At 53.1% G+C, this 22,779-nt stretch carries 19 protein-coding genes; 11 read left to right on the top strand and 8 right to left on the bottom strand.

What is annotated here, in order from left to right; all coding sequences use genetic code 11:
• From JXO48_08140 to JXO48_08125, 4 genes are all read right to left on the bottom strand, one after another.
• The coding region (locus tag JXO48_08140; protein MBN2283846.1) for a PAS domain S-box protein at positions 1-1,362 on the bottom strand (1,362 nt) is incomplete at its 3' end.
• A 70-nt stretch (positions 1,363-1,432) separates the two neighbouring features.
• Positions 1,433-3,643 (bottom strand): PAS domain S-box protein, encoded by a 2,211-nt coding sequence (locus JXO48_08135; GenBank protein MBN2283845.1) that lies wholly within the window; start codon positions 3,641-3,643, stop codon positions 1,433-1,435.
• A 121-nt stretch (positions 3,644-3,764) separates the two neighbouring features.
• Positions 3,765-5,537, bottom strand: a complete 1,773-nt coding sequence (locus tag JXO48_08130; GenBank protein MBN2283844.1) for a Na(+)/H(+) antiporter subunit D — start codon at positions 5,535-5,537, stop codon at positions 3,765-3,767.
• Complete coding sequence (locus JXO48_08125; protein MBN2283843.1) at positions 5,530-5,781, bottom strand: hypothetical protein; 252 nt, start codon at positions 5,779-5,781, stop codon at positions 5,530-5,532. The genes JXO48_08130 and JXO48_08125 overlap by 8 nt, the downstream gene beginning before the upstream one ends.
• Positions 5,782-6,259: 478 nt before the next feature.
• Here JXO48_08125 and JXO48_08120 point away from each other — a divergent pair, with 478 nt between their 5' ends.
• The 3 genes from JXO48_08120 to tsaA all read left to right on the top strand — a co-directional run bounded on the left by JXO48_08120 (position 6,260) and on the right by tsaA (position 7,900).
• Positions 6,260-6,604 (top strand): cupin domain-containing protein, encoded by a 345-nt coding sequence (locus JXO48_08120; GenBank protein ID MBN2283842.1) that lies wholly within the window; start codon positions 6,260-6,262, stop codon positions 6,602-6,604.
• A 146-nt stretch (positions 6,605-6,750) separates the two neighbouring features.
• On the top strand, positions 6,751-7,422 hold the full coding sequence (locus tag JXO48_08115) for an adenylate kinase (protein MBN2283841.1): 672 nt from the start codon (positions 6,751-6,753) through the stop codon (positions 7,420-7,422).
• Positions 7,423-7,504: 82 nt separating this feature from the next.
• A complete protein-coding gene (tsaA, locus tag JXO48_08110; protein ID MBN2283840.1) occupies positions 7,505-7,900 on the top strand; it encodes a tRNA (N6-threonylcarbamoyladenosine(37)-N6)-methyltransferase TrmO in 396 nt (131 codons plus the stop codon).
• 20 nt (positions 7,901-7,920) lie between these two features.
• Here the strand turns inward: tsaA and JXO48_08105 are convergent, their stop codons facing one another.
• A complete protein-coding gene (locus JXO48_08105; GenBank protein ID MBN2283839.1) occupies positions 7,921-9,390 on the bottom strand; it encodes a radical SAM protein in 1,470 nt (489 codons plus the stop codon).
• 174 nt (positions 9,391-9,564) lie between these two features.
• Between JXO48_08105 and JXO48_08100 the strand changes: the two genes are divergently transcribed.
• The gene (locus JXO48_08100) at positions 9,565-10,131 is read left to right on the top strand and encodes a macro domain-containing protein (protein MBN2283838.1); all 567 of its coding nucleotides are present in this window, start codon (positions 9,565-9,567) and stop codon (positions 10,129-10,131) included.
• A 118-nt stretch (positions 10,132-10,249) separates the two neighbouring features.
• Positions 10,250-10,336, top strand: coding sequence for an AURKAIP1/COX24 domain-containing protein (locus tag JXO48_08095; GenBank protein ID MBN2283837.1), 87 nt, complete (start codon positions 10,250-10,252; stop codon positions 10,334-10,336).
• A gap of 234 nt (positions 10,337-10,570) precedes the next feature.
• On the opposite strand, the gene JXO48_08090 is transcribed toward JXO48_08095, so the two are convergent.
• Complete coding sequence (locus JXO48_08090; protein MBN2283836.1) at positions 10,571-11,452, bottom strand: OmpA family protein; 882 nt, start codon at positions 11,450-11,452, stop codon at positions 10,571-10,573.
• A gap of 315 nt (positions 11,453-11,767) precedes the next feature.
• Between JXO48_08090 and JXO48_08085 the strand changes: the two genes are divergently transcribed.
• The 4 genes from JXO48_08085 (at position 11,768) to JXO48_08070 (ending at position 15,982) form a co-directional block, all read left to right on the top strand.
• Positions 11,768-12,598, top strand: a complete 831-nt coding sequence (locus JXO48_08085) for an MBL fold metallo-hydrolase (GenBank protein ID MBN2283835.1) — start codon at positions 11,768-11,770, stop codon at positions 12,596-12,598.
• Between the two features lie 42 nt (positions 12,599-12,640).
• Positions 12,641-12,805 (top strand): hypothetical protein, encoded by a 165-nt coding sequence (locus JXO48_08080; protein ID MBN2283834.1) that lies wholly within the window; start codon positions 12,641-12,643, stop codon positions 12,803-12,805.
• A gap of 164 nt (positions 12,806-12,969) precedes the next feature.
• Entirely contained in the window at positions 12,970-13,713 is a 744-nt protein-coding gene (locus JXO48_08075) for an MBL fold metallo-hydrolase (GenBank protein ID MBN2283833.1), read from the top strand.
• 91 nt (positions 13,714-13,804) lie between these two features.
• A complete protein-coding gene (locus JXO48_08070) occupies positions 13,805-15,982 on the top strand; it encodes an acetate--CoA ligase family protein (protein ID MBN2283832.1) in 2,178 nt (725 codons plus the stop codon).
• Between the two features lie 283 nt (positions 15,983-16,265).
• Here the strand turns inward: JXO48_08070 and JXO48_08065 are convergent, their stop codons facing one another.
• Positions 16,266-16,946, bottom strand: a complete 681-nt coding sequence (locus tag JXO48_08065) for an MBL fold metallo-hydrolase (GenBank protein MBN2283831.1) — start codon at positions 16,944-16,946, stop codon at positions 16,266-16,268.
• A 56-nt stretch (positions 16,947-17,002) separates the two neighbouring features.
• Positions 17,003-18,010, bottom strand: coding sequence for an HDIG domain-containing protein (locus tag JXO48_08060; protein MBN2283830.1), 1,008 nt, complete (start codon positions 18,008-18,010; stop codon positions 17,003-17,005).
• Between the two features lie 370 nt (positions 18,011-18,380).
• Here JXO48_08060 and rpsA point away from each other — a divergent pair, with 370 nt between their 5' ends.
• Together rpsA and JXO48_08050 are read left to right on the top strand one after the other, a co-directional pair.
• Positions 18,381-19,565, top strand: a complete 1,185-nt coding sequence (gene rpsA, locus JXO48_08055) for a 30S ribosomal protein S1 (protein MBN2283829.1) — start codon at positions 18,381-18,383, stop codon at positions 19,563-19,565.
• Positions 19,566-19,649: 84 nt separating this feature from the next.
• Positions 19,650-22,250: an AsmA family protein gene (locus JXO48_08050; protein ID MBN2283828.1), complete on the top strand. Its 2,601-nt coding sequence runs from the start codon at positions 19,650-19,652 to the stop codon at positions 22,248-22,250.
• Positions 22,251-22,779: the final 529 nt, after the last annotated feature.

Genomic DNA, 22,779 nt, shown 5'->3' with positions numbered 1-22,779 from the left:
CTGTAAGGTGAACCCCCTATCTCTGAAAAGAGAAATGCAGATTTCTGCAGCATCGCGATCAAAGGCGATGCCTTTTTTCTGTTCAAGTTCGTTTATGGCGAAGTCAACTCCAAGAGCAGGGCGGTACGGGCGATGTGACATGATGGCCTCGAACACGTCTGCCACAGCAAGTATACGCGCCTCAAGCAGAATTTCGTCGTTCTTGCGTCCCGATGAATAACCGGAGCCGTCAAGACGTTCGTGATGCTGGAGGACTATATCCGCGATCGGCCAGGGGAACTCGATACCTTTCAGTATTTCATATCCCGCCTGGGGGTGAGATTTGACCAGGGCGAATTCCGTTTCGTTCAGACGACCCGGCTTGCTCAGAATTTCAGCAGGGACCGTGATCTTGCCGATATCATGGATCACCGAAGCCAGCCGGAGGCCCTCGATGTGATTCCTGTCGAGCCCCATTTCTTCACCTATGGCGACGGCGAGCTGTGCCACACGTTTCTGATGGTCCGCTGTATAGGAGTCCCGTATTTCCACCACGGAGGCGAGGGCGTAAATAACGCCCTCAAGGGTCAGCTGAAGACGCTCATAACTTTTACGTAATTCTTCCGCGGACCTGCGGCGTTCGGTCACATCGCGTGCAATGCCTCGAAAACCGACGGGTTTATCGCCGGAGTTCATGATGGGGGAAACCGATGCCTCCATGAGACGGTGCTCCCCGCTCTTTTGAATTATTTCAATATCCAGGATGTCGGCCGGCTGGGCCGTCCGGTAAATCTGGTTGAATGACGCATACACCTTACGGGCGTTTTCTTCGTTCATATAGGCACGGTTGTTCAATCCCCGTATTTCCCGTTCTTCATATCCCAGAATGCGACACAGCGAATCGTTAAAGAACTGGAAGTTGCCGGCGAGGTCTACCTCGAAATATCCATCCTCGATATTCTCAAGAATGGTTCGGTATTTTTCCTCGCTCCTCCGCAACGCTCTGTTCATCTCGTTCCGATACAGGGCCATTTCAATGGAACTATGCAGTTCACGTTCTTCATAAGGCTTGAGAATATAGCCGAAGGGTTCGGTCACCTTGGCTCGGGCCAGGGTTTTGTCATCGGCGTAGGCCGTCAGGTAGACGACGGGAATAGCAAAACGGCTGTATATCTCCCGGGCAGCCTCTATGCCATCAACATCACCTTTTATGACGATATCCATGAGCACCAGATCGGGCTGGTGTTCGCCTGCTTTTATGACCGCGTCTTCTCCCGAATAGACCGGATCGGGAACATCATATCCAAGAGTGCGTAATTTTGCCTGTATGTCGCGTGCTATAATGATCTCATCTTCAACGACCAGAATACGTGCTCCGGTCATTCTCGACGTTTCCTTCCTGTCACCCTCCGGTCTATTCAATTCGGTCACCCCCGATGGTATTATCATTTGGTTATTCGACGATTCTGAACCGCAGAACAAGAGATGCTCCCTTGCGTGATCTTTCATCGACGTATACGTCACCACCATAAGCCGTCATGGCCTTTTTGACGATATGGAGGCCGAGGCCTGTCCGGCCGGTATCTCCATAGGTAAATCCCTCGTCAAAAATATGATTTCGTACCTCTTCCGGAATGCCTTTACCGTCATCTGAAAAAAAGACGTTACAGACATTTCCGGTCTTTTCAGTTTTGATGGTCATGTTCCGGGCCTTCCCATGTATCAGGGCATTGCTGACGATATTGTCTATGACGGAATCAAGCGATTCATCGGCCAGGACACGGCATGGCGCATTCGTGACAGTTACCGTCAGAGCGGGATAGGTTGCCGCGACACGGTCGATTGCTTCAACAAGATCACAGATTTTCAGATCATGATGGGCCGCAATGAACGATTCCAGCTCTTTCATGCGCCGGATCAGAGAGACACTTTTTTCGATTTTTTTGGATGCCTCGGCAAGCAGTTTCTCGTCCCCTTCATTCCTGAAGAGATTCAATGCGCTTTGAATCGCCGCCAGGTCGTTGATGAGGTCATGCCGCAGTATCTTGTTTATCAGTTCAAGGTGTTCCTGGTGCGTTATCAGTTCTTCCTGGGCCTGTTTGAGGTCGGTGATATCCGTCATGATCCCTTGAACACCGATGACATGAGTATGATTTTTCTCATCGTATCGCGGCTGCGCAAAGGTCCGAACCCAGATGGTACGGCCGTCTTTTATTGTAACCCGGTATTCGCCAGGTTCGACGATACCCTCAATAATGTTCCTGAACTGTTTTATGACACGGGGGGCGTAATCAGGATGCACGAGAGAGGTTATCCGCTGTCCGACAATATCCTCCGGGCGGTACCCCGCTATTGCCTCAACGACGGGACTGATATATGTAAGAATTCCGCTCTCATCGGCGACGTAAAAGATGTCACGCATGTTCTCGACAAGTTCGCGATATTTTTTCTCGCTTTCCCTGAGAAGCTCCTCGGAACGTTTCCGTTCGGTGATGTCTCTCGCAACACCCCTGAATCCGACCGGGGTCCCGGCGTCGTTGCTGACGAGAGACACGGAGGTCTCGATCGGTATGGCTCTGCCGTTTTTTCCAATGAGAAGCCAGTCAAAGGCCTTTGACGGTTTCCCGGTCCGGAACACGGAATTGAATGTCTCAAATACACGTTTCGCTGTTTCCTTGTTGGCCAACTTCCGATAGTTCATACCCCACAATTCATCAGCGGCATACGAAAGCATCCGGCAGAGGGAATCGTTAAAAAAGAGGAGGTTCCCCTTCAGGTCTACTTCAAAATACCCTTCTTCGATGTTCTCGATGATGGAGCGATGCTTCTCTTCGCTTGTTCTCAGTTCTTCTTCGAGTTTCTTGCGTTCCGTTATGTCACGCGATACGGCCTGGAACCCGATCACTGTATCATTTCTGACGATGAGCTGAACGTTCTGCCCGAGCCACAATTCCCTGCCGTCTTTTTTCACAACCGGGTATTCGGCATAGGTGCTATCGATTTTCTTTACGAACTGGATGCCGAAGAATCGTTCGGCCTCCTTGCGATAGTCCTCTCTGATAAAATCAAGGTAATGCTTGCCCATCAGTTCCGATTCATTGTACCCCATGATCGTTGTGGCAAACGGATTGACGAAGGATATCCGCCCTGTGTCATCAGTGCGGAATATGATGTCGGTGGCGTTTTCTATGACCACGCGGTACCGCTCACGGCTTTCCCGGAGCTCATCTTCTCTTTGTTGCAGCTCCGTTATGTCGTGAACGATACCCACACCTCCGATCACTTTCCCGGTGCTGTCGGTGAGAGGGGCTGCCCGCATGCTTGCGTATATACGCTGGTCGCCAGTGGTAGAGACGTAGGGTCCTTCATAGAATCCTTCCCGGCCGGACAGCGATGTCCGCAAGGCGGGGAGGATCGCCTGGTCCCGCAGCGTTTTCAGGTCAAGACCGATCATCCGTTCACGGGTTGAACCCAGCATGTTTAACAGAAAATCGTTACATTCGGTGATGACAAGATTGGTATCATACTGAAAGATCCCGATTGGAGCTTTGTGAAAGAGGAGTTTGTATCGGACATCGTTGTGCGCGGACCGGGAGTGTCGTGATTCCCTGTTGAGCGATTCATGTGACTCGTGACGCGGCGAATCACCGCCGTTTTTCTTCATGTCGACCTTTTCAGGAACCTATCGGTGCGTTTGCCGTACCGTCAGATCGAAGGTTCCTCTCCTGTCCGTCAGTATCACAATGAAAATTGAGGTATTCTATAACGTGGCCTGAAAAAAAACATCAATAAAAGGTCATGATAAAAACAAATGCCAGGACGTAGAGAAAAATAACGGCGATCATAACCGGTATTCCTGCGGGCAGAACATTGACAAGTTCCGGTTTTGCCCGCTGCTCGCCGCATCTTTGGGATGATTCGATCCGGTTGTACAGGCTCAGTATGGTTGTGAGTGGGGTTCGACTGAACAGTGCGAGTCCCCGCGGAAGTCTTCGTATGAACACATATTCACAGGCACGGGCGATCCCGCTTGCTATCCCCGTTACAACAGAGACGGTCAATCTGCTTCCCTTGCGGTAGAGCCAGTCGGCGTCAAGGTTGATCGCCCGCATCTCCGAGGGATAGATGCCGGAAAGGAGAAGGAGTGTGAAAGCGAGGGCCGAGAAGAATAACAGCTGCGTCTGTGCCATGATGTGTGGTGCCGTATAGGGCTCGTAATGAACAGGGAAGGGCAGCAGGGGATACACTGAATAATGAGGGAACGTACCGATGAAAATACAGAGAAATGCGGCGATCCCCATGGCTATCAGCATGTTCAGCGGGGCTTCCTTGGGACGCATCCCGGAATCATGGGAGAAAAAGGCAAAGAAGGGTATCTTGATCCCGGCGTGGTGAAAGACACCGGCGGAAGCGAAGAGGAGCATGAACCAGATGATGCCCATACCGCCGTGGGAGGCCGCGCTCATGACCATCGACTTGCTGACAAAACCGCTGAACAGGGGAAAGGCCGATATCGATGCGGCGCCGATGATACAGCAAATGCAGGTGAGCGGCATTGTCTTGTACAATCCGCCCAGGTCGGTGGCGTTTATCTTCCCCGTGCGGTACATGACGGCACCGACGGACATGAAGAGAAGTCCCTTGAAGAGAATGTCATTGAAGGCATGGGCCACGGCGCCGTTCACGGCCAGTTCGGTACCGATCCCGATCCCGCAGACCATGAAACCCACCTGGTTTATGAGGCTGTATGCGAGGACCCTCCTGAGGTCGTTTTCGATGACCGCGTAAAAGATGGGGAACATGGTCATGATCGCGCCGATCCAGATGAGTATGCCTGTTCCGGGAAATGCGCGTGCGAGGACATAGACGGCGGTCTTGGTTGTGAAAGCGCTCAGAAACACCACCCCGGTGATGGTCGCTTCCGGGTAGGCATCGGTAAGCCAGGGATGGATGAAGGGCCAGGCGCAGTTGATGCCGAAGCCGAGGAATATCAGGTATGTCGCCAGGTTTCCCTTCTGAAGCCCGATGAAGTTGAATTCGATCGATCCCGTGCCGTGCACGTAAAGCAATATCCCGGCAAGAAGAATAAGACCGCCGACGATATGGTACAGGGCATAGCGGTATCCAGCCTCAAGCGATCTCCGGGTCCTTCTGCTCCAGATGAGGAAGACGGAACCGACCGTAAGGAGTTCCCAGAAAATGAACAGGCTGAAAAGGTCCCCCGCAAAAACGACACCGAGGGCGCTTCCCGCGTACAGGTACCCCGCCATGTGCTGGAGGTCGTCTTTCAGGTGAATGGCATAGATGATGGTGATGAACGTGATGAGATGGAATATGTAACCGAAGAGAAGACTCAACCGGTCCACCCGGGCGAAGGAGAGGTCATATCCCAGGAAACCGGTTACGAAATGGGTCCCTTCGGGAAGATTGAGAAGATTAACGAAACTGATGATCGGAAGAAGGAGGAGATAGGCCCCCTTGAGCGTTCTGTTCCTGAGCAGGGGTATCAGAAGCGCGCCGGCAATGAATATCAGTCCGGGAGGAACGGTATTAATCATAGTAATCCTCCCGTCTCTTCACCAGCGGTCGAAGGATGTACTTTGCGGCAAGAACGAGAGCGACGCAGGCGACGAAACCGTAGACGGCATAAAACTCCGGCCAGTTTTCCCAGCCGAAATCACCATGCTTGTGGATAAAAAAGTCTGCAACCAGCAGGAAGACCAGGAAGCTGAAAAAAGAGGCCAGCAGCCGTTTCACGTTTTTCGGTTTATCAAAGAGATATTCCTTTTCCTTTTTCTCCATGAAGCGTTGTCCTTTTTGCATCGATCATCGGTTTCAACACCGGCTCGTTATGGCACGTATAAGCAGGCCGGTGCGGTTTTCACTCAGATGGTGCTGAACATGATTATGGCAAAATACACGACGGCTATCGTCAGAATGATGAAAAACGCCGGACGGTATCCGGGAACCGGTTCATGGGTCAATTCCATGAGCTCTTTTTCATTGTCGTGGCTTGTCATAGAAGTCTCCACACCTCAGTGTTCAAAAGACGATTTTTTACACTGTGTAAAAGGGATCGTGAGTGACCGAAAAACCCTGTAAGCAATAATCCATCACGTTCCCAAAGTCAACAGAAAAGACGGACGACCGGCCGCTTACCGTTACATTCCAGCGTATACGGCGTCCATGCAGAGGGGTATCTCCTTGACATCCCGTCGTTCATCCTTTACATGCTTTTTATCGGTTCAATATCGTTTCCCCTGAAAGGAAAGGAGAGCATATGAAGGTTTTTGACCTGAAGTCGATACAAGAGCGCGAACTGGTTCCCGGAGGTTCCGTTCGGTTCGCCCATTCCGAAAACATGACCGTTTCGTTCTGGACGTTCAAACCGGGCGCCGTTATTTCGGAACATGCCCATCCCCATGAGCAGATCATGAATCTTTTGGAGGGGACGCTGAAATTTACCGTTGGTGACGTATCGGGAATCTTTGAAGCGCCGGTGTCGATCATCATCCCTTCCGATCTGCGCCATTCGGGGGAGACCGTTACGGCATGCACGATCATTGACGTCTTTACACCGCGCCGTGACGATTTTGCCGCGCTTGATGATGCGGACGGGATCTGACCTGCCTGTTCACATAGTATGACCGTTTATATCATTCCGGGATCCGGGAAGGACTCGACGATGCATTTTTACCCTTGCCAAGGGGTCGATAATTTCTTATAAGGGCGATGCCGTGAGCGCAAAAATGGAGGAAAGGAACAGAAGGTATGAATATCTTGATTTTTGGTCCCAATGGAAGCGGAAAGGGCACCCAGGGTGCCATTGTGCAGAAGAAGTATAATGTTCCCCACATCGAGACGGGCGTCATTTTCAGGGATAATATCTCAAAAGGAACCGAACTCGGCAGGAAAGCGAAGGATTTTATTGATCGGGGCGAACTGGTTCCTGACGACATCACCATTCCCATGATCCTGAACCGCCTGAAAGAAGGGGATTGCAAGGAGGGGTGGCTTCTGGACGGATTCCCCCGTAACCTGTCGCAGGCTGAAGCGATGTTCGATGCCCTTCAGAAAGAGAACATGGATCTCGACTATGTGATCGAGATCGTCCTGGACCGTGACACGGCAAAGAAGCGGATCATGGGCAGGAGACTGTGTGCCAATGACAACAATCACCCCAACAATATCTATATCGATGCCATCAAGCCCGCCGAGAAGGATGGGAAGTTCATCTGCCGTGTCTGCGGCGGTGACCTGAGCACCCGGGCCGACGACCAGGATGAAGCGGCGATCGACAAGCGGCACGGGATATATTACGACACAAAGACGGGAACCTCCGCAGCGATACTGTATTTTAAGGAACGCGTGAAGGTCATCGAGGTAGACGGCCTGCCCGGTGTAAAAGAAGTTTCGGAAGAACTGCTTAAAAAACTGGGATAGGGCAACCTGTATCAACGAAAGAACCTCCCCCGGGAACGGGGGAGGTTTTCCATTCAAAGAGATTTTTTCAAAGAATTATCTCATGCCCGTGATATTGAACAGGATAGGAGAGGTCAGAACGCAGGAGCCCGCTGTTCCTCCGTATTGGGCCGAGTCAGCGGTTGAGGGTGAATTGATCATTGACGAGGAATTTGTGGAGGGGCTGAAGGGGATTGAGAAAGGTGACCGCATCGTTGTGCTCTTTCACTTTCACAAAAGCAGTCCCTTTGACCCATCCCGGGACCTTATTCAGCATCCCCGCGGAGACAGGAACAGGGAAAAGAGAGGGGTCTTTGACCTTTGCTCGCCCCGGCGCCCGAATCCGATCGGCATGTCCGTTGTGACGGTCATCTCCGTTGAAAGGAATATAATTCGCGTCAAGGGCCTGGATATCATCGACGGTACCCCGATCCTTGATATCAAGCCGTGGCGGGTGTAGATCCCGAATCTCAACTCGTCTCAGTAGTATTCGAGCAACCCCTCTCTGATCCGTTCCGCCTGGAGGATGCGGCACCATTTCTCCCGGTCTCCGGCGGAACAGTCAACATCCATTTCCGATTTCAACAGACTAATGATCTCATCGATATCGGGTGACCAACCGGGCCTGTCGAGGATATGCTTCTTGAAGAACCGGGCCTCGGGAGGGGTCAGTTCAAGGTTATGGTAAAGCCTGCTGCGCTCGACCGCGACCTTCCGGTGTTTGTTAAGCCTGATCTCGCGGAAAGGATTTCGATATGTCACGGCTTGACGGAGCATCGCGATGGAATATGAAATGGTCAGAGAGGAACCCTGTGCAAGGACCGGCGAAAGCAGCTCTGCACCGAAATGGAGGCTTCGGGACGAACGGTCGTAATACCATGTCGACGGGTCATGGCCCGCCGCTATGAAATGCCCTTCAAGCGAGGAAATGGCGTCAGGAGGCAGGACCGCCGAAAGGTTCCTGATCATGCCGGTACCGGTGATGTTTTCGAAGGACCTTTTCATTAACGGTGCGTACCTGAGGTGGGCTGCTTTCGCGTGATACCGATTCCTGTATATGAGGGCGCAGTAGTTCACCGGAAGGCCGATGCTCCGCTCGGCAATGAGGTTGAGCAGTTTCAACGCCGTCAGTTCCGATTCAAGGACACCAACGGACGGGCCATGAAGGAGGGTGTAGTCGCGGTCCGTAAGGTGCCGGGAATTATAGGCCGTGCACCTGATCTGATGAAGGTTCAGAAAATCGATGCCCGCCTCGTACATATCGACAATTCTTTCAGCAAGAATATCAAACCGCTCGGGAACGGCCGGTATTTCAACGGTCACGTTCCTGATGATCCCGACGGCTTTTTGGGCGTGTTCCAGAGAGAACCCGGTGGCGCCGATATTGTATCGGACCTCGTCAAGACCGGCGTCCGCAAGCTGTCCGAGCGACTCCTGCGTGGCCAGAATGCCGTTGGTATAGAGCCAGAGATAGATCCCGTCACCGAATTTCTTTTTTACCTGTCTCACGAACCGGATGGTTCGCTCATAGGTCAGGAACGGTTCGCCTCCGCTGATGCTGGCTCCCTTGAATCCGAAGGTAGCGAGGTAGTCCGTGTAATCGGGAGGAGAATCGAATTGCAGGACGTTCGTCGTCGGAATGTCACGCTGCTTCTGTTCCGAAGGACAGTAAAAACAATTGGCATTGCAGATATTATTTATAAAAAGACACGACCACAGCCCCTCGCCGCAGAGGCGGCATCCGGGAGAGAGCATGCCGCTGTGCGGTTTCGTGCCACTGAATGAGAAATTTATCCGTGACGAGAGAAGATCGAGCAGTCGCCGGCGTGTGTCCTCGGCGATACGTTGGTTCTCCGGTGGAAGCCAGCATGATTCATCGCACAGAGCGCCGAGTTCGGCCTGATTGTGCTGAATTAATCTGTCCTTCTCAAACTCCGATATGATATGCATATAATTATTCAAATTATATACTGATGAGCCGAATCGGCGGCAATATAAGAGATATTGCGACATTCTGTCAATGCAAAAGAATGGTTACCTGCTGGATCCCCGCCTTTGCGGGGATGACACCTTTGTTCTATCTTTTGCGAGGGTCTTGATACGTGTCAGAAAGGAGAATACAGGATGGACGAAAGACTGATTGCGAGCCTGACATTTGAAGGCGGCGGAGAATTCAAGGTAGTTGTTCATGACCTTCTCCGGGAACCGGTGGATTGTATCGTGAACGCCGCGAACGGTATGCTTGCTCACGGCGGCGGGGTGGCGGCCGCTATAGCCCGTGCCGCCGGAAACAGCCTGGTGGTCGACGGGGACAGGCTCGTCCGGGAACAGGGTCCCGTTCCGACGGGTGGGGCCGTTATGACGACCGCCGGTAAATTGCCTTTTAAAGGCGTTATTCACGCCATCGGTCCACGGATGGGGCAGGGGAAAGAGGAAGAAAAACTCGTTCAGGCCCTTGAGTCGGCCTTTCTTCTCGCCCATGAAAGAGGGTGGTCGTCGCTTTCCTTTCCGGGGATCAGCTCAGGTATATTCGCCGTTCCCCATGACGTATGCGCCAGGGCCTATCTGAAAGCGGTGAGAGCATTCTTTTCCGGGCACGCTGATTCCACATTGAAAGTCATCAGGCTCTGTCTTTTCGAGGGCCCTCTGCTGGACACCGTGAAAAGAGAAATTGAACGGCGTGACGCTTGACATTTTGTTGCGTATTTTTTATGAAAAGGCTCCTGAGTCACAATCCGGCCGGCATGAACGGTTTGTCGCTCTCTAGTGGGATTTCGGAGACAGGCCGTAAGGGACCACAACATAGGGGATGGAGAACCATATGGCGAATGACCGGAAAAAAAGAAGAAAGAAGATCAGCAAACACAAACACCGCAAGAGAAGAAGAAAAGGGTAGGTCGGCATCGCAGGGCGGCCGATATATGCCCTGCGGGGCGGCGCCCCAGAGAGTGAAACGGAGGATCCCATGGCAGGTGAGCGGGTTACCAGAAGGCAGAAGGATATATCGCGCCTGTTGAGGGAACGGAAAAACGCTCCGGTCCACAAAACCGGAACGGGAAAAAGATCAGGAAAGTCCCCCAAAAAAAGGGCGGGATAACATACCCGCCCCTTCTATGGCCTCCGTCCTTTTTTACTGTGAGATGGTCGTAAGCTCCACCCGCCGGTTTTTGCTTCTTCCCTCGGCGGTATCATTGGAAGCTATGGGGCTTGTTTCTCCCATGCCTTCCGTTTCTATTCGCTCCCCCGCGATACCCATCGATACCAGATATTCTTTGACGGCTTCGGCACGTTTCATTGAAAGCATGCGGTTGTACTCATCGGGACCTGCGCTGTCGGTATGACCGGTGATCTTTATCCGAAGCTCCGGATTATCCTGGAGGGATTTCAGTGCCGTCATGTCAAGTATCCTCTTTGAGCCTTCCTTGATCACGGCACTATCGAAATCGAATACGATACCTTCGAGCACGACCGGTGCGGGTTTTTCGCCGAGAGGACATCCCGTATCATCAACTGCCGTTCCCATGGGAGTGCCTGGGCACTGATCGCGATAGTCGGCGATGCCGTCACCGTCCGAATCGAGGCAACATCCCTTGCCGTCAACTCTCACGTTTTTCGGTGTTCCCGGGCACTGATCGAGATAATCAGGGACGAGATCACCGTCGGTATCGACGGGACACCCTTTCGCATCGACGACGACCTGTGCGGGAGTGTTCGGACAGGCGTCAAGGGAATCGGGAACACCGTCACCATCGAAGTCGGTTTCGCGGCACAGCAGGTACCCCGTTCCTCCGCCGATGAGCGCTCCGGCCGCCGCGCCGATGGCGGCACCCTCGCCCGGTTCGTCGGACTCATCGCCGATCAGATATCCGCCGATAGCACCGATCGCTGTTCCCATAACGGCACCAGCGATAGCGCATTCCTGCCATTTTTTTTCACATTCCTTCATACCGCAGCACCCGGCGAGAAATGACGCGGTAACAATGATGATTAAAACCTTGTGAAAATGTTTCATGATTATACCCCCCTCTGTGTGATGAATGAAACACGTTTCGAATTTTCGTTTTATGACTGATACAACGTTATGAATTCTGTTTTGCTGATAGTATCACAAATCATCGGCAAGAGAAAACGGGAAAAAACAACCTCTTCTCATAAAAAGAGCCTGTGACGCGAGGTGACATTTTCACTGAAACATGGTATTTGGTTGCGGAATACATGAACACTGACAAGCTGTTTCAATAACGGCGCGAAGGAGGGTGACCTGCGACACCGTGAACCGGGAAGAATCTGTGAAGGTCTCTGGTTTCTCGGGAGAGCGGAATCCTGCGTGTATCTCGTGCAGGGTGCGGCGGAGGCTATTATTATCAGTGGCGGGATGAGTTGTATCATTCCTGATGTGCTCCGTCAATTCCGGGAATTCGGGATCGATCAGGGCCGGATCACAAAACTGCTCATCCTCCACTCGCATTTCGACCACGTAGGGATCGTTCCCTATTTCGCACGAAAGAACCCCGGTCTGACCGTGTACGCGTCACCGCGTGCCTGGGAAATCCTTTCCATGCCCAGGGCATTGGACACGATCAATTTCTATTCCCGGGCGACCATGGAAATAATGGGAGTCAGGGAAGAACAGTTGCCGGCGGCAGAGGACCATGAATGGCGCGATGATATACGGGGGTTGACCGTGCGTGACGGTGACAGGCTTGACGTGGGAGGCCTGACCGTTTCGATCATTGAAACACCGGGGCATTCTTCCTGTTGCCTGTCGGCCTACGTGCCCGAGTTGAAAGCCCTCTTCCCATCGGACGCGGGAGGAATTCCTTACGGCAATGATATCATTCCATCGGGCAATTCAAATTACACGCAATATCAGGAGAGTCTTGAAAAACTGGAAAAACTTGAAATACGATACGCCTGCGCCGATCATTTCGGATATATCACCGGAGAAGAGGCGGAAGCATACATGACGGCAAGCATCGACGCCGCGGGCACGTTCCGCACATTGATGGAAAGGACCTATCGTCGTACCGGTGATATCGATCGGGCGGTTCAACTGTTGGTGGCAGCCGCACTGAAAGCCCGTCCGGATTACTTTCTGCCGCAGGATATCCTGACCGGCGTGTACCGGCAGATGGTCAGGCATATTGCGAACACGTGATCCGGTGTGAAGCGCTGAAAAGCAATCGGGGGAGATGCCGTCATGAAATCGCAAAAAGGCGGTCTCACTCACACACCTTTTAAAAAGATCAAAAAGGAACTTGAAAAACTTTCCCTTCCGACCGTGAAAAGTTCCGTACCGTTCACCCCATTGCGGGAAGAGGAGAGGGAAGAAGACCGTGGCGAAAGTGGGTCATCGCTTTTTTGAGCACCCGCGCATGTGACGGAGGCACCGGAGCGACATATGTACTGTTGAGCAGCCGACCTATCACGAAGCGGCATGATAAGAAATGGAAGCAAGACCCATGATTCGGAGTGAGCGCACGGGAATGAGTGCCGTGAAAAATCGCGAGAACGCTGAAAGGATGGGCGATGAAGATACACCCGGTCTATGGGGGATACGCAAATACCTATCTCATCGAGAGCGATGAGGGGATCGTCGCGGTTGACGTGGGATCGCGACGGGCGGCCCGGCAGGTCATGGAGCAGGTGAGGCATGTGTTGAAGCGGGACATGAATGATCTGAAGCTGATAACGGCGACCCATTATCATATCGATCACATTGGTGGCATACCGCATCTGAGAAGCCTTTTTCCACGCGCGGAAGTGAACTTTCACTCACGTGTGGGAGCATATCTGAGGGGAGAGCAAAAACTTGCCGTGCCGCCCTTCACGCGATGGTTCACGGGTCTCCTCCCGGTCATGATGAACATGAACGGCCACGGGGGAAACCTGATCGATGGGGCCATGAGCGCAAAGGCCGGCATCCCTCTGCCTTTTCTGAGGAGGAGAGTATCGCTCGGTTTCCAGCCCCTCTGCAACCTGGAAGAAGGCAAACCCGTTCCGGCCATGACGGCATGGGAGCTTATCGCCACACCGGGCCATACGCCGGACAGTATCTCCTTTCTGCTCAGGAGCGAAGGGGTTCTGATCTCGGGCGACACGATACTGAACATGAGCGGGACTGGTGAGGTCAACCGTTTCTGCTGCAGCAGCAAAGACATTCAGGAGTCTTTTGAACGCCTGTGTTCATTCGATATACGCTCACTGTACCCGGGTCATGGAAAACCGATCATCAATAAAACGGGCCTTCTCGAGGGGGTGGACAGGGATTAATCCGTGACCTCCTTTCCCGATTGTCAATATTCCTCCCGTTGTGATAATAAATGATTCCTATACTTTGTTTAATGAGAGAAGGAGACACCTGGTGAATCCAAGAGAGTTGATAGAGCGGGCGAAAAGCGACGGGAGGAGGGCACTGACGGAAAGCGAATCAAAGGAAATGCTCAGGGAATTCAACGTTCCCGTCGTCGATGAACAGGTCGTGCATGATATTGACGGGGCCGTTGCCGCAGCGGAGAGGATCGGCTATCCCCTGGTGCTGAAAGGAATGGGGGCGACACTCATGCATAAGACGGAGCGGGGCCTTGTCCATCTGGAGCTCGGGGATGGCGATGCCGTCAGGAAAGCCGCCGCCGCGGTAATCGAAGAAGCGAGAGAAGAGCTCGAAGGCATGCTCCTTCAACCGCACATCAGGGGGAACCGTGAATTCGTGGCAGGCCTGTTCCGTGACCGGCAGTTCGGGCCGGTGGTCATGTTCGGCCTGGGGGGTGTTTTTACAGAAGCGCTCTCGGACGTTGCGTTCAGGGTGGCGCCGCTCATGGAGGCGGACGCCCTTGATATGCTCCGCGAGATCCGTGCGCAGGCCCTTTTGGGGGACTTCCGGGGCGAAGCGGCCGCGCGGCGCGATGAACTGGTACGGACCATCATGGGACTTTCCCGCCTGGGTTCGGAAATGGACGATATCGCCGAGATAGACATCAATCCCCTCATCCTGTCTCATGATGGCTCGGTTCTCGCTGTCGACGCGCTGGTGGTCCTCGGCGATCCACCTGAAAAAAAAGAGGACATTGAGCCCGTCGACCCCCTGACGATCAGGCATCTCTTCTATCCCCGATCGGTTGCTTTTGTGGGCGCCTCGGGCCAGATGGGGAAATGGGGACATATGCTGGTGACGAATACCATAAGCGGTGGATACCAGGGCGATATGTATCTGGTGAACGCGAAGGGCGGGACCATCGCCGGTCGTGAGGTCTATCGCTCGGTCCTTGAAATTCCCGGTCCCGTTGACTTGGGAATTGTCACCATCCCGGCCGCACAGGTAATGGAACTGATCGATCAGTTCAAGGAAAAAGGAATTCGTTTCATGCTGCTCATAACCTCCGGTTTCGGCGAAACCGGAAATGAAGGTAAAGAACTCGAACGGGAACTGATCACGGCGGCACGACGCGCGGGGATACTGATCCTCGGTCCGAATACGATGGGCATCTGCAATCCCCATAAGGATTTTTACTGCCTCGGGCTGCCCGTGAAACCGATGCCGGGTTCCACGGCTGTCGTAGCGCAATCCGGGAACCTTGGGGTCCAGTTGCTTGCCTTTGCAGAGGAACAGGCGATCGGCGTGCGGGGATTCTGCGGTTCCGGAAATGAGGCGATGCTGACCGTGGAGGATTTCATCGAAGGCTTCGAGGTCGATGAATTGACAAAGATCGTCATGCTCTATGTTGAAAGCGTCAAAGACGGGCGTCGCTTTTTCGAGGGGGCCCGTCGCGTGGGGAAAAAGAAGCCGATCGTTCTTCTAAAAGGAGGTCAGACGGGAGCGGGTAACCGGGCGGCCGCGAGTCATACGGGGGCCCTCTCAACGGACTCTCGCATATTCGACGCCGTCTGCAGACAGGCCGGTATCGTCAAGGTGGACCAGTCAATGGACCTCCTCGACCTGTCCGCCGCCTTTTCGTCTCTCCCCCTCCCGAAGGGAAACAGGGTCGGTATCCTGACACTCGGCGGAGGTTGGGGTGTCATAACCGCGGACATGTGCATACAGGCGGGGCTTGAAGTGCCGGAAGTGCCTGATGAGATATTGCGGCGGATCGACAGGATCCTGCCGCCGTACTGGAGCAGGTCAAACCCCGCCGATATCGTCGGAGAGACCGACAACAGCATCCCCGGCATCATCATGGAAGAGTTCCTGAAATGGGATGAATGCGACGCGGTGATAAACCTGGGAATTCTCGGGAGGAGCATATTCGTCAGCAGGCTCGTCGACTCGGTCCGCCACTCGGACCCTTCATATACGGAGGAGTTTCTCGCGGCGGCCGACCGGTTTCTCTATGACTTCGAAAAGGAATATATAAAACTTGTCGCCCGATTGATGGAAAAATACGAAAAGCCGATCTTCGGTGTCAAATTGTTGACCGGGACGAACGATCAGACCGTGTTCAACGTGGAAGACCGTATCTATAAAAGCGTCTTCTATCCGACACCGGAACGTGCCGTACGGGCCCTTTCCGAAATGTACAATTACTATACGTTCATCGGCAGGTAACAGGGTCCTTCGGCGCAGGATTTACAAAGCATGCGAGGCAAAACACAAACTTAGCTCGAACAGGGTGATATCAGACATCTGTTTATGTCATTCCACCGCTTTTCCGTTCTCTGACGCTAACCATTCGTCATACAACGAAAACTTCTTAACATATTGATATTACATGTTATTATTTTTGCGTAAAGTGCGGGCACTCCGTAAGAAAGGTGAGGTTATAAAGCATTTACGTACTTTATCAACATGGTTATCAACAAGAGTATCAACAACTCTGTGGATTTCTTTTTTAATACTGGCTTAAGTAATTTTCTATGTAGGCCCTCACGCTTGAAGGGGATCTGAAGATACCGAAATGCCCCTCGCAGAGAATGTCCGCCTTCAGATCAATCAGTTTTTTCATTGATCTTTTCCATTCATTCAGGTCGGAACGAAAGGCGGGGAGAAAGGGACCGTGAATGTCCTGTCCGAAGAGGATACGCTTGCCGCCACGGTCAATGAAAAGGGAGATAGAACCGGGGGTGTGTCCGGGGGTGTGGAGACAGTGGAGCTCGTCATCACCGAAGTTCAGAACTTCATGTTCTCCGTCGAGTTTTCTGTCTATCAGCGTAGGCGGGAAGTCGGTTCCGTACCAGGTGGCAGCCGTCTGAACGGGATCTCCCGTTTCGATGGCCGCCGCATCGAGCTCATGGGCGATCAGGCTGCATTGAAACCGTTCCCTGAAATAGGGTGCGGCGCCGATATGGTCGATGTGGCAGTGCGTCAATATGAGCGTTGATATATCCTCGGGACGCAGATACAGGTTCTCAATGGCATGTACCAGCCGTTCCGGCGTCTTGCCCGCACCCGAATCGATCATGACGAGCTCATTGCCGAAGTCAATGAGAAACACCGCCGCGTCATCGGCATGTGATATATCAGGACCTCCAATGAGGTAAATGCCCTCGGCGATTCGCTGCTCTCCTTTCATGATCGCTGTTCCTCCATACCCATGTCTCAGGCGGTATGACCTTGTGATAATGTTCCTCAGTGCTTCGCGCGATCATCGGCGTCCCGCAGAGGAGTGCTTTCCTTCAGATGGTCACGGACAAGCCCGCTGACCCGTTCGATGCGGTTGTTGGACCAACGCAGGTACCTGCCGAGACGGATGACCATCTCGGCGCCCAGGATGTCGTGTTTGGCGTACGTGCTCCGGTCCTCTTTATCAACCCGGACAAAAGGTTTGGCCATGTCATGGAGAAGAGCGGCCCAGCGCATTTCTATCTCCGGTTCTGTGAGAGAGACCATGGCAAGCGTATGTTCCCAGAGGGTTTTACCATGATACCGGCTGTTCTGATCGTAACCCTTCTGGATGGACAATTCCGGTATCATGTACGAGATCAGCCGTGTTTCCATGAGATAGTCAAGACCGGAGAAAACCGCCGGTGACAGGAGGAGACGATCCATCTCAGCGACCCATCGTTCCCTGCTGACCTCGAGTATCCGGTAACTGTTTCGTGCCATTGACTTCAGGGTTTCCGGTTCTATGGTGAACCCGAGCTGGGCGGCCAGTCGAGCCGCCCTGAGCATCCGCAGGGGGTCTTCCTTGAAGCGCGAGGTGGCCGTCCCGACGGACCTGATAAGCCGGTGTTCTATGTCAGACCTCCCATCGTGGGGGTCGATCAGTCGGTTCTGCCGAAGCGCCATGGCATTGATGGTGAAATCCCGGCGGCTGAGATCCGCGGAAAGATCATCGACGAACTCCACATCGGGTTTTCGGCTTCCCCTGCGGTATGTTTCGGTTCTGAAGGAGGTGATCTCGACCAATGTGCCGGCGATCTTTACTCCTATCGTTCCGAATCGTTTACCCGTCAGAAACGGTTTTCTGCCGGAACGGCGAATGGATGCTTCGATCATTTCCGGGGCATGGGGCGTCGCGAAATCATAATCTTTCGGTTCAAGGCCCATAAGGTGGTCCCGTACCGATCCTCCGACCAGATACACGGGTTCTATGATGGTTTCTACAAGAGGTGCGATATCATTTCTGAGGGTCATGGCGGTATCCTGATCGTGTCCCCGGGTTTCCGTTCAATTCGCCCACAGGGTATCAGAAAAAATCATTATTGCCAAAAACTCATTGATGACCCCGTAAAAATCATCGTTCTGCCGCGGATGAAATGAAGTTGTCATATATTCATCTTCAATTATCTGGTATGGTAGCCCAATTCGATACGGAAACGACAATGTCGGGATGCGGCGTTGTCCGATCTTATTTTTTGGTGTTGATCCGATGACAGATGACTGGCGGGAACGGGCAGTCTGTGGTAAAAGATGCGCCGGTTTAACATCAAAAACAGCAGAGTGAAAGGAGTAACACGGTATTTGTATGAATGATGAACGAACAAACGAACCGAAAGCTTCCGAAATGGAAAGCTTTGAGGAACTTCTCGAACAGAATCTCGCCGGAACAGAGCGATTGAAACCGGGTCAAATGGTGGAGGCAAAGATCGTTGACATTACCCCGGACTGGATATTCCTCGATCTTGGAGGAAAAAGTGAGGGATACCTGGATGTAAAGGAACTGATGGACAGTGAAGGTCAACTGTCGGTCTCCGTCGGCGACAGTGTGACGGCGTATTTTCTGTCTTCCAGAAACAATGAAATGCTCTTTACCACCAGGATCGGCAGGGGGGAATCGGGCAGGCAGTTCCTGGAACAGGCCTACCGGAACAGAATACCTGTTGAAGGCCAGGTAGAAAAGGAAGTAAAGGGCGGTTTTCAGGTACGCCTCGCCGGCAAGACACGGGCGTTCTGTCCCTTTTCTCAGATGGGGATGCAGCGTATCGAAAATCCCGGTGAATACGAGGGACGGCATCTTTCCTTCATCATTACCGAGTATGGAGAAAAAGGCAGGAACATCATCATTTCCAATCGCGCGGTCATGGAGGAAGAACTGCGGAAAAAGAAGGAAGAACTTCGCGGCACGCTGCAGGAGGGCATGCGGATCAAGGGAAAGGTCACATCCGTTCAGAAGTTCGGTGCCTTTGTCGATCTTGACGGGATCCAGGGTCTCATCCCGATATCGGAAATGTGCTGGGGGCGAGTGGAAAGGATCAGCGATCATATTTCTCCCGGGGATGAGGTGGAAGTCGTCATTCTCCACCTTGACTGGGAGAAAGACCGGATCTCGCTGAGCATGAAGGCGACACTGCCCGATCCCTGGGATTCCGTGCAGAAAAAATATATCGAGGGTGCGACCTACAGTGGTGTTATCGCCCGCCTGGCGAAATTCGGCGCTTTCGTGACCCTCGAGGACGGTGTTGACGGCCTCGTGCACATATCAAAACTGGGAAGGGGCAGGCGGATCAATCACCCCAGTGACGTGGTCGAAGAGGGACAGCGGATGGACGTGGTGGTGGAGTCCGTTGATGCCGAAAACAGGCGCATTTCACTGGCCCTGCCCGTTTCGGCCGGCGAGGGGGAAAGAGGAGCCGAAAAGAAGGATGACGAGGAGTATCATGAATATATGGTGGATACCGCTTCTCCCTCGATGGGTACCCTCGGTGATATCCTCAAGAACAGGATGAAGGACGAAACGAAAAAGAAGTGATACCGGCCATCCCTTTCGGGTGCCCGGTAGAGAAATGCAACGGCGCCGGGTGTCAGGCGCACAGAGGGGAAGGGGGAAAGACGAATGAAAAAAGTCATCGTCGCCGTCGTGCTCTTTCTGGTCGCGTGCGTGGTCCTTATTATCGCTGCACCCTTCATGGTGGATCTCGACCGCTATAAGGGACCTGTCCTTGAACGGCTGGAGCCGGTGCTTCACAGAAGTGTTGATTTCGATCATATCGAGCTCACCATTCTTACAGGTCTCGGAGCGGAGATCCAGAACCTGCGGGTATCGGACAATCCGGCCTTTTCCGACTCGGATTTTCTGACATTGAAAAAGGCGCGTATCCGCGTGGAGCTGATGCCGCTCATCAGAAAAGAGGTGAAGGTCAACAGGGTCATCCTTGAAGAGCCGGTCATCTCGGTGATCCGGAACGAGAAAGGGATATTCAATTTTGCCGACATGGCGGGTGGGCGAAAGGACGTCACCGTCGAAGAAGACCGGGTGCCGCCCGGTACGACGGAAGGTAAGGAGGCACGTGAAGAAACCGTCCAGGAAAGCCCTCCGCCCCTGCCGCTCCTGTTCGTGAAGAACTTTGAGATCGAGAAGGGGCATGTCAGCTACCGGGACGAATTGACCTTTCCCGGAGAGCAGCCGCTTGTGATCGATGACCTGAACATATCCCTCGCCGACATTTCTTTCACCGATCCCGTAAGATTTGCGATCAGCCTGGACCTCTTCAAACAGGGGAAAAGAAACATTGAACTCAAGGGAACCGCCGGTCCCCTCGGAAATCCCCTTGCCCCTGCCGATGCCCCCTTTGCCTGCACCCTTTCGGTCGATAAGCTGTCACTGAAGAAGATGCCCCACCTGAAAAATCCTGATATACCATCGGGAACGCTTTCAGCCGATATCTCAGCCGAAGGTGCGCTGTCAGGCGATATCACAACGAACCTTTCGATCAAGATTGACGACCTCGCCGTGAAGCTGCCGGCGTGGAAGGAACCATCGGGAGAACTGAACATCCTTGTCGACGGCAAGGGCGTGCTGAATTACAAGAACGAGCACCTCGCCCTCGAGTCGGCAGCGCTGTCGGTCAATGACAACCGCCTGACGATGACGGGAACCGTCGATGACCTGCTCCATGGAGTCGCCTGGGATCTTGTTGTGGAAGGTGAACGGCTCCGACCCGATTCCCTTCTGTCGGTGGCGCCAGCCTCGATGATTACCCTTCCGGAAGCCCTGAAGGTCGAAGGCTCCGGTGACATTGCCCTGCGATCAAAGGGAAGGGCGGAACAATTCTCGGTCGATGCATCGGTCATCATCGATGCCATGGCGGTCACATTCGGGGAGATATTCGCCAAACCTGCGGGAATACCCGGGTCTCTCCATTTTACGGGAGACAAAAAGGGGAACACGCTCACCATGGAGGAGCTGACCGTCGGTCTGAAGAATCTTACGACCCGGGCGAAGGGCATGGTCACTCTCGGAAAAGAAGGGACACAGGCGGATATCGCCGTCAGGACGGAACCTCTCGTTCTTGCCGGCTGGGAAACCCTTATCCCCCTTCTCAAGCCATATGGGTTGACGGGAACGGTGACGGCGGAAGCCACCCTGAAAGGGCCGGTGGACAACTCCCGGTTTGAAGCAGCGATCAAGTCACAACAGATAGGATTTCAGTTGCCGCCTGCAGCCGGAAAGGAAGGTTCCGTCCGGAAGGGAAGTATCAACACGGTTTCTCTCGCAGTGAAGGGGACACGGAAAAAGGACATAGCGGCAACGGGTGTAGCCGATGTCACGGGCGGTTCACTTTCCGGTATATCGATAGACACAGTGCACACCGACTTTGCTTACTCACCGGAGGTCTTTACCGTCAACGCGCTCTCCGCGGCGCTTTTCGGCGGTTCCCTTACCGGAAAAGGGGCATATCGTCTGAAGGAGAAGAGCTGGGAATTCCATCCCGTCTTCAACGCGGTAAACGTGAACAGCGTGCTGACGGCACTGTCGGACTACGGCGGTCTTTTCACGGGGACCGCGGCGGGAGATATCAAGGCTCAAGGGGTGCCGTCCGACGACAAAAAAGCAGCGTTCTATTCGTCAGGAACGTTTTCGATCAGCAAGGGAGAATGGAAAAACTTCGATCTCGTTGACTCTGTACTGGATTCCCTTTTCGGTCTTGAGGGAGTGAGCAGGTTCATCGTAACGGAAGGCGGGGAAGCTTCAAAGCATATCTCCACGAAATTCGAAACACTCGATCTCAAATACGTGCTCCGGGGCGGCGTCATAGACGTTGAATCACTGCGTCTCGTAAACATCCAGACGAGCAAGGCGACCGATTCCATTGCGGAGTTTGCCGGTTCCGTCGATATGGAGAATGATGCCCTTGACATGAAGGGAAGGGTGATACTTTCACCGAGACACTCGAAAAGCCTGGTTGAAAAGGCCGCCGTCCTCGAAGCGCTTCTCAATGAGAAACAGATGATGGTCCTGCCGCTCACGCTGAAAGGTTCCGTCCGGAAACCGGTCCCCTTCCTCGATGTTCAGTATGTCACAGGAGCGCTTTCAAAGTTCTATCTGAAGAAGGGGATCAACAAGGGGCTCGACGAGATCCGGAAGAAACTGCCGCAAGGTTCCGGGGGAGAGACGGAAAAGGCCGTCGAGAAACTGCTTGAGGGCCTGTTCTAGGATCCATGTATTCGGGATTCGGGAATCGTTATTCGGGAATCGTTATTCGGGAATGGGTAATCGTAAGTGCTACCAACGAGTCATTACAATGAAACAATCCCACCGCGAGATTGCCACGCCTGCTTACGGCAGTTTCGCAATGACGTTTTTTTTCTGTCATTGCGAGGAGCGAAGTGACGAAGCAATCTTATTGTTTGAATGACTATCCAAGAGATTGCCACGCCTGCCTACGGCAGTTTCGCAATGACTCTTTACATGACCTGACGATTTATTAAGAGCATATGTTGCCAGGATCTTCCTTGTTTTGTCATTGAGGAGTGAAACGACGAAGCAATCTCATGGCTTGAAGACCTTTCCGCGAGATTGCCACGTCCGCCTTTGGCGGACTCGCAATGACGTTTTTTTGTTCTGTCATTGCGAGGAGCAAAGCGACGAAGCAATCTTGATGCACTCGCAAAAAGTCGATTCTGCTCTGGCTTGTCATTCCGTGCTTGACACGGAATCCAGTATTTTTAAGCAGTTATGGGCT

This window comes from Deltaproteobacteria bacterium (assembly GCA_016933965.1).
GTDB lineage: Bacteria > Desulfobacterota > Syntrophia > Syntrophales > UBA2210 > JAFGTS01.
Note: the sequence above shows the minus strand (reverse complement) of the source record. Positions and strands in the feature narration are given on the sequence as shown.